Source organism: Leptolyngbya sp. FACHB-321 (assembly GCF_014695975.1).
Classification (GTDB): Bacteria; Cyanobacteriota; Cyanobacteriia; order Leptolyngbyales; family Leptolyngbyaceae; genus Stenomitos.
In genome coordinates, this window is sequence record NZ_JACJPI010000064.1 from 293578 (window position 1) to 306213 (window position 12636).

General features: G+C 49.8%; 12 protein-coding genes. 7 read left to right on the forward strand and 5 right to left on the reverse strand.

Annotated features, from left to right (window positions below; all coding sequences use genetic code 11):
• The first annotated feature begins 119 nt into the window (after nucleotides 1-119).
• The 4 genes from pstC to psb27 all read left to right on the forward strand — a co-directional run bounded on the left by pstC (nucleotide 120) and on the right by psb27 (nucleotide 3516).
• Complete coding sequence (gene pstC / locus H6F76_RS16900) at nucleotides 120-1076, forward strand: phosphate ABC transporter permease subunit PstC (RefSeq protein WP_190510005.1); 957 nt, start codon at nucleotides 120-122, stop codon at nucleotides 1074-1076.
• 95 nt (nucleotides 1077-1171) lie between these two features.
• Entirely contained in the window at nucleotides 1172-2056 is an 885-nt protein-coding gene (gene pstA / locus H6F76_RS16905; protein ID WP_190449555.1) for a phosphate ABC transporter permease PstA, read from the forward strand.
• 121 nt (nucleotides 2057-2177) lie between these two features.
• The gene (gene pstB, locus H6F76_RS16910) at nucleotides 2178-2984 is read left to right on the forward strand and encodes a phosphate ABC transporter ATP-binding protein PstB (protein WP_190449556.1); all 807 of its coding nucleotides are present in this window, start codon (nucleotides 2178-2180) and stop codon (nucleotides 2982-2984) included.
• A gap of 130 nt (nucleotides 2985-3114) precedes the next feature.
• On the forward strand, nucleotides 3115-3516 hold the full coding sequence (psb27, locus tag H6F76_RS16915) for a photosystem II protein Psb27 (protein WP_190510007.1): 402 nt from the start codon (nucleotides 3115-3117) through the stop codon (nucleotides 3514-3516).
• Between the two features lie 86 nt (nucleotides 3517-3602).
• On the opposite strand, the gene H6F76_RS16920 is transcribed toward psb27, so the two are convergent.
• Entirely contained in the window at nucleotides 3603-4661 is a 1059-nt protein-coding gene (locus H6F76_RS16920; RefSeq protein ID WP_190510009.1) for an adenosine deaminase, read from the reverse strand.
• A gap of 280 nt (nucleotides 4662-4941) precedes the next feature.
• Here H6F76_RS16920 and H6F76_RS16925 point away from each other — a divergent pair, with 280 nt between their 5' ends.
• The 3 genes from H6F76_RS16925 to H6F76_RS30560 all read left to right on the forward strand — a co-directional run bounded on the left by H6F76_RS16925 (nucleotide 4942) and on the right by H6F76_RS30560 (nucleotide 7489).
• Complete coding sequence (locus H6F76_RS16925; protein WP_190449560.1) at nucleotides 4942-6294, forward strand: adenylosuccinate synthase; 1353 nt, start codon at nucleotides 4942-4944, stop codon at nucleotides 6292-6294.
• 123 nt (nucleotides 6295-6417) lie between these two features.
• Nucleotides 6418-7041 (forward strand): 50S ribosomal protein L25/general stress protein Ctc, encoded by a 624-nt coding sequence (locus tag H6F76_RS16930; protein WP_190449561.1) that lies wholly within the window; start codon nucleotides 6418-6420, stop codon nucleotides 7039-7041.
• A gap of 139 nt (nucleotides 7042-7180) precedes the next feature.
• Nucleotides 7181-7489, forward strand: a complete 309-nt coding sequence (locus tag H6F76_RS30560; protein WP_242036700.1) for a hypothetical protein — start codon at nucleotides 7181-7183, stop codon at nucleotides 7487-7489.
• Between the two features lie 90 nt (nucleotides 7490-7579).
• On the opposite strand, the gene trpB is transcribed toward H6F76_RS30560, so the two are convergent.
• From trpB to ntrB, 4 genes are all read right to left on the reverse strand, one after another.
• Nucleotides 7580-8833, reverse strand: coding sequence for a tryptophan synthase subunit beta (trpB, locus tag H6F76_RS16940; RefSeq protein ID WP_190510018.1), 1254 nt, complete (start codon nucleotides 8831-8833; stop codon nucleotides 7580-7582).
• A 333-nt stretch (nucleotides 8834-9166) separates the two neighbouring features.
• The gene (locus H6F76_RS16945; RefSeq protein ID WP_190510020.1) at nucleotides 9167-10006 is read right to left on the reverse strand and encodes an ABC transporter ATP-binding protein; all 840 of its coding nucleotides are present in this window, start codon (nucleotides 10004-10006) and stop codon (nucleotides 9167-9169) included.
• A 59-nt stretch (nucleotides 10007-10065) separates the two neighbouring features.
• Entirely contained in the window at nucleotides 10066-11487 is a 1422-nt protein-coding gene (locus H6F76_RS16950) for a CmpA/NrtA family ABC transporter substrate-binding protein (RefSeq protein WP_190449565.1), read from the reverse strand.
• A gap of 304 nt (nucleotides 11488-11791) precedes the next feature.
• Nucleotides 11792-12631 (reverse strand): nitrate ABC transporter permease, encoded by an 840-nt coding sequence (gene ntrB / locus H6F76_RS16955; protein WP_190510022.1) that lies wholly within the window; start codon nucleotides 12629-12631, stop codon nucleotides 11792-11794.
• Nucleotides 12632-12636 lie beyond the last annotated feature (5 nt).

Sequence of the window (12636 nt, forward strand, 5' to 3'; positions counted from 1 at the left end):
TGGCAGCCACAACAGTGATGTGTAAAGCATCAACGCTGATGGCTGTCACTGCTTTACCAGTTAAGGCTGCTTTTTTAGAGTTTTGCTTTCTTGTTCCCACGCCCTACCTATCGATCACTATGTCTTCTTCCCCGATCGAACCCTCATCACCCATGAACTGGAAGCGTTCAGCAGCCTCGCGCTCGCTCGACACAGGCTTCTTTTGGGTGACAGGCGCTTTTGCGGTTGGCATTGCTGTCATTCTCTTTACGATCGCCATTCAGGTTGGGCATGATGCGCTCCCAGCCATTCAGCAATTTGGCGCTGGCTTTATCACAGGTTCTCGCTGGGACCCAGTGGCAAATATTTATGGAGCATGGCCTCAAGTCTACGGAACCCTTGTTACTTCAATCATTGCGTTGCTTCTAGCTGTGCCGATCGGCATTGGAGTAGCACTGTTTCTGAGTGAAGACTTTTTGCCCCCACGTATTCAGCAGCCGATCGTGTTTTTGGTTGAGCTGCTCGCCGCCATTCCTAGCGTTGTTTACGGGCTGTGGGGCATTTTTGTGCTGATTCCAATCCTGAATCCGATCGGGCTCTGGTTGAACAAGAACTTCGGTTTTATCCCTCTCTTTAAAACGCCACCAGCGGGTCCAGGGCTTTATGTGGCTGGCATTATCCTGGCAATCATGATTCTGCCCATTATTGCCGCTATTTCGCGAGACGCTCTCATTTCTGTACCTCCCGAATTGCGTCAAGCTGCCTATGGTCTGGGTGCTACTCGTTGGGAAACAATCTTTCAAGTGGTGCTACCAGCAGCGATTTCTGGAATTATTGGCGGCATCATGCTGGCGCTTGGGCGAGCAATGGGTGAAACAATGGCAGTGACGATGGTGATTGGCAATAGCAATCGGGTCACTGGCTCTATCTTAGATTCGGGTTCAACCGTCTCGTCGCTGTTAGCAAATCAGTTTGCGGAGGCAGGCGGTTTGCAGATTTCTTCTCTAATGTATGCAGCCTTGATTTTGTTCGGCTTGACGCTGCTCGTAAATGTGCTGGCTGAGGTCATTGTTCGCCACTTTAGATTGAATCTTTAAGGCTGGAAACGGTGTAGTTGAACCATTTCATCGTTTGTTTGACCGTCTACAAGGCTGTGGTGAATCAGTTAGTATAAAGTTAGGAAGGCATTAAGATGGCTAGTCAGGAAATCGCTGCTCCGTTGGCGGAAAGGAGCATGAAGCGTTCTTCAATGTCACCGCGAACATTGTTTTCCTCGGTGATGACAGGTGTGTCGATCGTTTTTACATTGATGGCCCTGATCCCGCTCTTTGCCATCTTGATTTATGTATTTATCCAGGGCGCTAGCCGTCTGAGTTTAGATTTGTTTACGCAGCTTCCGCCGCCGCCCCTTGTTAAGGGAGGTGGTTTTGGTAATGCTATTGTTGGCACCTTGTTAATGGTCGGTATTGCGTCAGCTCTCAGCATTCCGTTTGGTGTTGCTGCTGCCATTTTTCTATCAGAATTTGCTAGAGATACTAAGTTAGCCAATGCGGTTGATTTCTTCACCAACGTCTTGAGTGGTGTCCCCTCCATTGTCATTGGTGTGTTTGCTTATGCGATTGTTGTTCTAAAGACAGGCACGTTTTCAGCTTTTGCAGGGGGGGTTGCACTGTCAGTACTGATGCTGCCGACGATCGTTCGTACCGCAGCAGAAGCATTAGAAGCCGTACCGAGAGACTATCGGCAGGCATCAGTAGGGCTGGGTGCAACTCAGTTTCAAACGGTGGTCAGGATTGTGCTTCCGGCAGCGATTCCAGCGATTGTAACGGGGGTGATGCTGGCGATCGCTCGTGCGGCTGGTGAAACGGCACCACTTATTTTTACTGCCCTGTTCAACCAATATTGGGCTAGAGGCGTTTGGGAACCAACGGCATCGTTGGCTGTATTAGTCTTTAACTTCGCTATTGTTCCGTATAAAAACCAGCAGGAGCTTGCTTGGGCAGGTTCGCTCGTCCTTGTGGCGATGGTTTTGCTAACGAGTATCTTGGCACGATGGGTCACTAAAAAACGTAAATAGTAGCTGGAATGAGTCAGGTCATTGAAGGCTTTGCTGATGGAACGATGGCAGCCTCTCGCTCTTCCTGCCATTCGTATTCATTTTTCTGCATAAACGGTAACAACTTACTCAACCCTAACTTATGAGCACTAACCTCCAAGCAGCCCGCCAGACTGAAACCGTTTTTCGGACTCAAGATTTAAACATCTACTACGGTGATTTTCTAGCTGTAAAAAACGTCTCGATCGAGATCCCAAAAAATAAAATTACTGCGTTTATCGGTCCATCAGGCTGTGGCAAAAGTACGGTGATTCGTTGCTTTAACCGTCTTAATGATTTGATTAAGTCGTTTCACCTTGATGGCAAGATCTTTTATAAGGAGCAGGATCTTTACGCTGCCGATATTGACCCCGTAGAAGTGCGTCGTCAGATTGGCATGGTGTTCCAAAAACCAAATCCTTTTCCAAAGTCAATTTACGAGAACATTGCGTTTGGTCCTCGGCTGGTTGGCTACAAAGGTGACATGGACGAACTAGTGGAGCGTTCCCTCAAGCAAGCCGCTTTGTGGGATGACGTCAAAGACAAGCTCAAAGCGATGGGCACCGACCTCTCTGGTGGACAACAGCAGCGTCTATGTATCGCACGGGCAATAGCCGTGCAACCTGACGTCATTTTGATGGATGAACCTTGTTCAGCGCTTGATCCAATCTCAACGCTTAAAGTTGAAGACTTGCTGCAAGAGCTGAAAGAGCGTTATACGATCGTTATCGTGACTCACAATATGCAGCAGGCATCGCGAGCCTCTGATTTCACAGCGTTTTATAACGTCGAAGCAAATGATAAGGGTCAGCGAACGGGCTACATCGTAGAGTATGAACGCACCGAAGCGATTTTTCAGTCACCTAAGCATCAAGCCACTCAAGAGTATGTCAGTGGTCGCTTCGGTTAAGGTAAGGTTTGTTTCCTAAGGCTGATTAACCTCTCCTATAGGGTGCATGATCCCCGTTCCGGATCGCGGTAGGATGGATGCTATCTGGTACGTCACAGAAGGCTGAACCGTTGTTTAACCCTTTTTGCGAATGCTTATGAAGCGCTTTCTTTCCGTTATTTTGGTTATTTTTATCAGCCTGATTGGGTTTACCCAAACTGCAAGTGCAGCGACTGCCCTGACGGGAGACTATCGGCAGGATACATCAGCTGTTGTTACCACTCTAAGGGAATCGATTCAGATCCCCGATGACTCGCCTGATCGCAGTGCGGCGCAAACAGAAGCACGTCAGTTGATCAATGACTTTACTGCTCGTTACAGACGTAATAATTCGGTGGCAAAGCTGACCTCCTATACGACGATGCGTACGGCGTTAAACTCTTTAGCGGGTCACTATAGTTCCTACCCAAATCGCCCTGTTCCCCAAAAAATGCGCGATCGTCTGGAGCAAGAATTTAAGCAAATTGAGCTTTTCCTGAATCGAGGCTCTTAGCCATAGTTACTCTTAGCCGTAGTAAGTGATGCATTAAACTGCCTGTGAAGTGGCTTCTACCCAGCCTTTTCACAGGCAGTTTTTTGTTAACGTTGAGCGATCTCGTAGGGGTTGGCTGCCTCTCGATCAGGCTCAATCTTAAGCAAGCCGTTTAAAAGCGAGGCAGGGCGCTGGCTATAGGGCCATGCAAACGCATGACGGAAGGCTGCATCCTGGCACGCTTGTAATTGCTCAAAGCCGATAATGTCGTGGGTTAGCAGGTTTTCATATTCAAATGGTAGGCGAACGTCGTGTAAACCGGCGTTGTCGGTACAGATAGCGATGTCAACACCAGCATCAAAGCAGCGATCAAACACCAGCTTTAATTGCGAAATGTCCTCTAAGGTTCCGGTTTGCAGATAAGTTGTTGGGCAGACCTCTAGGCATTGTCCGCGTTCGGCAACTTCTTTCAGTAAGTGCGGATGGTGCAAGGGAATCTGAATACCATGCCCAATCCGCATTAGGTAGGGCAGTAGTTCGGGATAACAACCGTCTCTCGTTTCGTAGAGGTGCCCCGTGGTGCTGAGTCCCAGCGATCGCGCATAGGCGTACAGTTCAACAAACTCATCCAGACGCTCACCATAGTGATTGTCACCACCCGCTATATCGATCGCGCAGACGTGATCAGGTGATTGAGCTGCGAGATCAACGATCGCTCGATTGACTTCATAGGGCAGCCGCGTGTGCATACACAAAATTTGGCTGGTGACGATCGGGTATTCGTTGAGCCGACTTGCTTTGCCGACGATCGACACAATTTCTGCCATTAAATCAATGCGTTGTGCTTGTGTGAGATGATCAGGCGTGCGTAAGTACGGTGTATAGCGCAACTCAAGGTAAGCCAAATTCTCAAAAATATAGGCACCCCGCATCAAGCGATAAATAAAGTAAGGGAGCGCCTCTGCCGTTTGCACAGATTCCACCAGGGTATGCAACTCCAGATATTCGTCTAGAGTGCTACGGGGACGGGTGTAAAAATCCTCAAACTCAGGGTAGAGCGGAAAGCGTTGCGCCAGCTTAGAGTCATTCCGTTGCAGGTACCGCCACAGAACGCGGGGCACAACTGATCCTCCAAGGTGACGGTGTAACTCAGCGTATAAAGCCACAAGAACCTCTTCAGGGTAAAAATAAGGTGTTTTTAGTCTAAAAGGACTCTCAAGCTGCGAACCGCAATAGGCGCAGTCGTCGATCATTTGTGATATCCTAACGAATCTGCTGAAGGCGTAAGATCGTCTTCAAGTGCTGCTAGGCTGAAAGTAGCTCTACGGCTAAGTGATACTAGCCACCTATTCTGTTCGGTGACGTTTTGCTACTGACACGTTGACACAAGTGTCTCTTTCTGGTGATAATCAACGTTTGTGCAAACTCTAGCGCTGATCAAAACTCTTGGCTAACGTTGTTGTCATCGGTGCCCAGTGGGGCGATGAAGGAAAAGGAAAAATCACCGATCTGCTGAGTAAATCGGCAGATGTTGTTGTTCGCTACCAGGGTGGAGTGAACGCGGGTCATACAGTGGTGGTGGATGAGCAGATCTTTAAGCTCCATCTCATCCCATCCGGCATTCTTTATCCTGATACGGAATGCATCATTGGCTCTGGCACCGTGATCGATCCCAAAGTCTTAATTGGTGAGCTAGATCAGCTAGAGTTGCTTAACGTTTCGACCCGCAATTTACTGATTTCGGAAACCGCTCACGTCACGATGCCCTACCATCGGTTGATTGACCAGGCATCAGAGGAGCGACGGGGCGAACACAAAATTGGCACGACTGGTCGAGGCATTGGTCCTACCTACGCTGATAAGTCTGAGCGTACGGGTATCCGGGTCATAGATTTGATGGACTCCGACTCGTTGCGGAAAAAGCTGCGGTGGACGGTGGAGTACAAGAATGCCATTTTAGAAAAGCTCTATGCTTTGCCACCGCTCGATGCTGATGCCGTCATTGCTGAGTATGTGCAATATGCCGATCGCCTGCGTCCACACGTTGTAGATAGCTCGCTGCGGATTTACGATGCGATTAAACGCAAGCGCAATATCTTATTTGAAGGTGCCCAGGGCACCTTGTTGGATTTAGATCACGGCACTTATCCCTACGTTACCTCCTCTAACCCAGTTGCTGGCGGCGCTTGTATCGGTACAGGCGTAGGTCCAACGATGATCGATCGAGTCATTGGGGTCGCCAAGGCATATACTACCCGTGTTGGTGAGGGACCCTTTCCCACTGAGCTTCATGGCACAATGGGAGAGTTGCTGTGCGATCGTGGCGCAGAGTTTGGCACAACCACAGGACGGAAACGTCGCTGCGGCTGGTTTGATGCGGTAATTGGTCGCTATGCTGTCCGCATTAATGGGCTAGACTGCTTGGCAATTACTAAACTGGATGTGCTGGATGAGCTAGAGGAGATCAATATTTGTACGGCTTATGAGGTTGATGGCGAAACTTGTCACGATTTTCCGAGTAATTCGCGCAAGTTTGCTCGCTGTCAGCCGATTTACAAAACGGTTCCTGGCTGGAAGCAGTCTACTGCCGACTGTCGATCGCTCAACGATTTGCCACAGCCCGCTCTAGACTACCTCAAGGTGCTTGCAGAGTTGATGGAAGTACCGATTGCGATCGTCTCCCTCGGTGCCAGCCGTGACCAAACCATCATTGTTGAAGACCCAATCCATGGTCCTAAGCGTGCCCTTTTGTACACTAACGGCACCACAGCAACCGAAACGCACAAGCTAGAAGTCTAAATTTGAGCGGAACGAGATGTAAGGAACAAGTCAAGTATTATTCCTCACAGCTGTCTCCGCCTGATTGCCTCTTTGTTTTACCCCTGTTTGCTTTTTCACCCCTCGTCCTTCATTTGATTCACCATGGAACTTACGCTTGAATGTCAAACTCGCCCTGCTGGCAGCAAGGCAAATGCTCTCCGTCGCGCTGGCTTGATCCCTGCTGTCCTGTACGGTCACAAAGGTGCGGAATCAGTCTCCCTAACTGTTAAAGCTAAGACGGCTGAACTGCTCGTCCGTGATGCATCAGTTAACAACACGCTGATTCAGGTAAATGTGCCTGAAATACCGTGGAAAGGCAAAGCATTGCTGAGAGAAGTACATTCCCATCCCTGGCGTGGTTATGTCTATCACCTAAGCTTTTTCTCCGTTGGCTCTCAAGAGTCTTTAGATGTGGATGTGCCTATTCATCTAGTTGGCGAAGCAACCGGTGTGAAAAACGGTGGTGGCTCGATCGATCACGGTTTGACAGAACTACAGGTGCGCTGTGCGCCCGATTTGATTCCAGAATCTATTGAAATTGATGTGACCGGATTGGATGTTGGCGATTCGCTCCACGTCCACGAACTCACTCTGCCAAACGGCGTGACAGCATTGGGCGAGCCCGATCGCGTGGTCGTAACGGTGTTGGCACCATCTAGCACTGTAGCAGCTGAGGCTGCTGAAGAAGAAGCTGCTGCCGCTGCCGCTTCAACTTCGGGAACCTAACAGTATCTACTCTAATAGCGCAGCATTGTAGTGATTGATTAAAGGGCGCCCCTAGGGGTGCCCCTTAGTTGTTAATGGGTGCTGTACTCTTACGCCTCTTTTTTCTAAGCTTTTTGGCATCTGCCATACAGCCACAGTTATGTCATTTGATCATCTTTGCAAGTTGCTCTTCGAATACCCACAGCGTTCTGCCGCTTGCATTTTAGAAGCACTGCCGAAGTCGGTAAACGAACTTGAAACTGCTGAGTTAAGCATCGAACCCATTCGGGCGGATTCCGTCACCAATGTTTCGGGAGGGCAGGATGCGGGAGTCCATCATTTACTAAGAAATACTCCAGGATGGTCGCCCAGAAAAGGGTGTGGTCCCTATCTTGCAGTTGCTGAAATGCCGCTTTGGCACGCTCGACAAAGCTGTGCAGTCGCAAGTTACAACCCTCCCCTCTTTTAAAGGATTAGGGGAAGCTCTGTTAGACTTCTCTGAACCAGCCGATTTAAGCAGCTGCTTACAAACGTATCAAGATTAAGCAACCGTCTACCATCAGGTGAGATCCAACACCTTCGCAACAGTTTGGACATCCTTGTCACCGCGACCAGAGCAGTTAATGACAATGCGAGGATTGCCAGAAAGCTGCGGGCAGAGCATTTCAAGTAGGGCGATCGCATGTGCCGTCTCCAGCGCAGGGATGATGCCTTCTAATTGCGACAACCGCTGAAAGGCAGCAAGCGCTTCAGCATCTGTGACGCTGTAATATTCCGCCCGACCCAGATCTTTTAGGTAGCTGTGTTCCGGTCCCACACCGGGATAATCTAGCCCTGCGCTGATGGAGTGCGCTTCTGTTACCTGACCATCTTCATCTTGCAACAGGTAGCTCATAGCACCATGCAGTACACCCACGCGCCCTTGTGTGAGAGTTGCTGCGTGTTTTTCTGTATTAACACCTTCTCCGGCTGCTTCCACACCAATGAGGCGAATGCTTGGCTCGTCGATAAATTCGTGGAATAGCCCGATCGCATTAGAGCCGCCACCTACACACGCCAGCAAAATATCTGGTAAGCCGCACCATTTTTCCTGGCATTGAGCACGGGTTTCTTGCCCAATGACTGCATGGAACTCCCGTACAAGCATGGGATAGGGGTGCGGTCCTGCTACGGAACCAAGAATGTAGTGCGTGTCCTCCACATTCGTGACCCAATCTCGAATTGCCTCAGAGGTCGCATCTTTCAGCGTCCCAGTGCCTGCTTCTACGGGTGATACTTCTGCACCCATCAGCCGCATACGAAAGACGTTCAGCGCTTGCCGCTCCATATCCTGCACGCCCATATAAATGACGCACTTAAGACCAAACCGTGCACACACAGTCGCCGTTGCTACGCCATGCTGCCCTGCACCCGTTTCGGCAATTACGCGCTGCTTGCCCATACGCTTCGCCAACAGTACTTGTGCTAAGGCATTGTTGATCTTATGAGCACCTGTATGATTCAGGTCTTCGCGCTTCAGGTAGATCTGTGCACCCGTGCCATCTGGTCGAGCATAGTGAGCCGTAAGCCGCTCAGCAAAATAGAGTGGGCTGGGTCGTCCTACGTAGTCTCGCAAGAGTCCCTGAAGTTCCTGCTGAAAGTCGGGTTCGGCACGATAGCGCTGAAACGCTGCTTCTAGCTCAAACAAAGCAGGCATGAGCGTTTCGGGGACGTACTTGCCGCCAAATTTGCCAAACCGCCCCAATGCATCAGGACGATTTTGCGGTAAAGCGGCTGCCGTTTGAAGCTGGGAGGGGAGAGGCGTTGTAGTCACAAGTTCACGGGAGTGGAGAATAGCCTTTATTATACGTCTGAGACTGTGAGGCGTTCAGTCGAGGGACTAGTTTCTGTCCGGAGTCTTATAACCTTGTCTAACAAAAGGCATCAATTGAGCCATGCCTGAGCACTCCGCACAGCGCTAATGTTCTATCTCTAAAGCACTTTATTGGTTATCGGCATTAGTGCAGGACATAGACAACTTAGGAATGGGAATTAAATAAGTTCGATCCTTGGTAGGAGGGGGTTTTGCTGTCCAAGCGATTGCAGGCTGCCGTTTGGTCTGCTAAACCCGCCCGTACAGTTTGCGGATTGATTAAAGTCACGATCCTTAGTCGTCCCGATCGAACCGATGGAGGAGAAAGTCTAAGGCAGCGGCGTGAAGCTGTTGATAAGCAGGATCATGGCGAATAGCCATGCGATCGCGCGGGTGCGGAAAGGGGACATGCAGAATCTCGCCGATCGTCGCCTCTGGTCCATTAGTCATCAAAACAATGCGATCGCTCATGTAAATCGCTTCATCAATATCGTGGGTAATCATCATCACTGCCTGACGCTGGCTTTCCCAAATTCTCAGAACCTGCTGCTGCAACTTGCTGCGAGTCAGCGCATCTAATGCTCCAAACGGTTCATCCATGAGCAAAATCTTGGGCCGCACTGCCAGCGCACGAGCAATGCCAACCCGTTGCTTCATGCCGCCTGACAGTTGATCGGGGTATTTCTCAGCGGCAGCAACGAGATTCACCATTTCCAGATGAGCGTTAACTAGCTCAGCTTTGCGAGCCCCAGGTAACGACTCAAACACCTCGTCTACTGCAAGGCGAATGTTCTGGCGCACTGTTAGCCAGGGCAAGAGGCAGTATTGCTGAAACACCATCATACGGTCAGAGCCCGGTTTGCGAATGGGCTGACCTTCCAGTCGTATACTACCCTGCGTGATTGGCTCTAAACCGGCTACTAGCCGCAACAGCGTTGATTTGCCGCAGCCAGAATGACCCACGATCGTCACAAACTCTTGCTCGCCGAGCGTTAAGTTGATGTGATCCAGCACGATTGAGTGTCCGCCCTGAGGCTTAGGGTAGGCTTTAACGAGATTCTCAATTTCTAGAAAGGTTGTAGACCCAGCATCCGGACGCACTTCATTTGCAGGCTGGGGAGAAACATTAAGCATAAGAACCTCCTGTAGAATACGGTTTAGAGTCTGCTTGCCTTGTCTTACGCAAGGGAGAATTACGCAAGAGAGATATTGGTCGGACGATTGGCACGAATTTCAAAGCTTTTTAGATAGCCATCCAGATCGCTGGGGTCAAACGATTTGTTGTCCATAAATAACGTGCCCGGCTCAACTTTGTAATCCTCTTTAGGGCACGCAATCCCCATCTCGGCGGCAATGTCTCGATACAAATCGGTACGCCATGCCTCACGCGCAATCTTTTCTGCCTGTGGCGGGATCGCAGGGATTTGCCCCCACCGAGCCGATTGGGTCATGAGCCAGAGGCTTTGCGATTGCCAGAGAAAGGTCGAATGATTGCCTGCAATGTTGCCTTCTGCCGCTGCTAGCTCAGACGGAATGTCAAAGAAAACAGTGGTTTCATCCGGTTTGTTGACAACGCGCGATCGCTCGTCAAAACCACCATAATCGTAATTGCCCAAAATGGCAGGGCGAGTCATCTTCGGTTTGGCACCAGTAAACGATCGCTCTGAGATTAATTCTGCTACCTCTTGCCGATTGTTCGGATCGCTGCAATACTGGCAGGCTTCAATCATGGCTTTCACCAGCGATCGATAGGTTTTCGGGTTTTCGTTGATAAAGGACTCCTGCACCGCTAAGAGGCGATCGGGATGCCCTCGCCAAATTTCTCGCCCTTGAGCAAAGGTAAAGCCAATGCCTTCGTTGCCCTTAATGGCACGGGTGTTCCAGGGTTCAGCGACCATATACGCTTGCATCGCACCAATGCGCATATTGACTAACATCTGTGGCGGTGGCACGATGATGATGCGAAATTCTTCAAGCGGGTTGATGCCCACTGCCGCAACGATATAGCGCACAAAATACTCGTAGATCGCGGAACTCAGGACCACTGCCATAATGCGTTCTTCCGATGGCAGGCTGTTGAAATAGCGATGAAAATCCTGCCTAAACGCATCCAGGTTGCCGTTGTAGTCCTGCCAGGGACGTATGCCTGCATCCCACATGGCTCGGTTCATGGTGATAGCATTGCCATGCCGATGAATTGTCATCGCTGCACATATTGGGGCACTCCTGGCACCTTCTGCTCCGGTACGGGCATTCGTCACAGCGCCAGAAACCACTGGAGCGGCATCCAAACGACCAAAAACAACGCCATCACGCGACGTTGCCCAACTAGCTTCACGGTTGAGTTTGACGTTCAAGCCATACTTGCGAAAAAAACCTTTCTTCCAGGCGATCGCAAACGGGGCACAATCATTAACAGGCACATAGCCAATGACAAGGTTAGACTTTTCTAGCGTTTCGGGCTGCACCACACGTTCGACTGCCAAAGCCTCGGGCGTAAGCGCTGACGGGCTACGATTGCTGTCGATATTTAGTGAAAAAAGTGCGGCACCTGTCAGGGATGCTCCGGTTGCAGTAAGAAAACTGCGCCGTGACCAGCGTCTACGATGACTCATAATGTGTTGCTCAATGAGGAACAGCAGTCGTTAAAACTAATAATTAGCAAAGTCGTAAAGCTAACAATTGACGAAGACGGCTAGGGAAAATGAGAAAGGAAAAGCTAACCACAAGAACCTGAGCTAGCAGCCAATTTCATATTTGACGAAGCTGTTCTCAATACCTCTACCTATAACTACGCTAGCTATCCATCAATGAAAGGTTGATGGATAGAGCAAGCTTATAGAGTTGGTTTAATAGTGTTTAATGCTAAAGATTCAGAGCCAGCGATTACCACAATCGTAATGCTAAAAAAGCAGTAGCTTATGATTGTGCGGGTCTATGGGTTACGGCTTCCTGAAGCTTGCAAAGCAGCCAATCGAGCACCAAACCTGTGAGACCAATCAACACCACCGCCATAAAGACAGCACTAAGATTTAAGCGACTCCACTCATCCCACACAAAAAAGCCAATACCAACTCCGCCCGTCAGCATTTCAACGGCTACGATGACCAACCACGCAACCCCCAAGCTGATCCGTAGTCCGGTAAAAATATAGCTCAAGCTCGCTGGCAGAATAATCTTTATAAGCTGTCGCCAACGCGGCATTTCTAACACTTTAGAGACATCAATATAGTCCTGAGGCACGCTAGAAACGCCCAACGCAGTATTAATTACCGTCGACCAGAGCGACGTGATGAAAATGACAAAAATTGCAGAAGGATTAGCTAGGTTGAAAATAGCTAACGCAATAGGCAACCATGCTAGCGGCGAAACGGGTTTAAGCACTTGAATCAGCGGATTGAGCGCCAGATAGGCAGGACGATACAGCCCAATTAAGAAGCCGATCGGCACAGCGACGATCGCCCCCAACACAAACCCAATTAGTACACGGCGAATGCTCGCTAACAAAAGCCAGCCGACACCTAAATTGCCAGGACCACGCCTGTAAAACGGATGGATGATGTAGTCCCAGTTTGCCGTCAGCGCTTGCCAGGGCGTTGGCATAATCTCGCTTCTAATGGTTGCAAGCAGCCACCAGAGAGCAATTACACCAGCAAAACCAGCGAGCGGCAACAGCACCGTATCGCGCCAAAAAGCTTTACGAAAACGATTAGCGGTAGCATAACTGGCATTCACCGCCAGATCTAGCAGCAATGTCATGGATC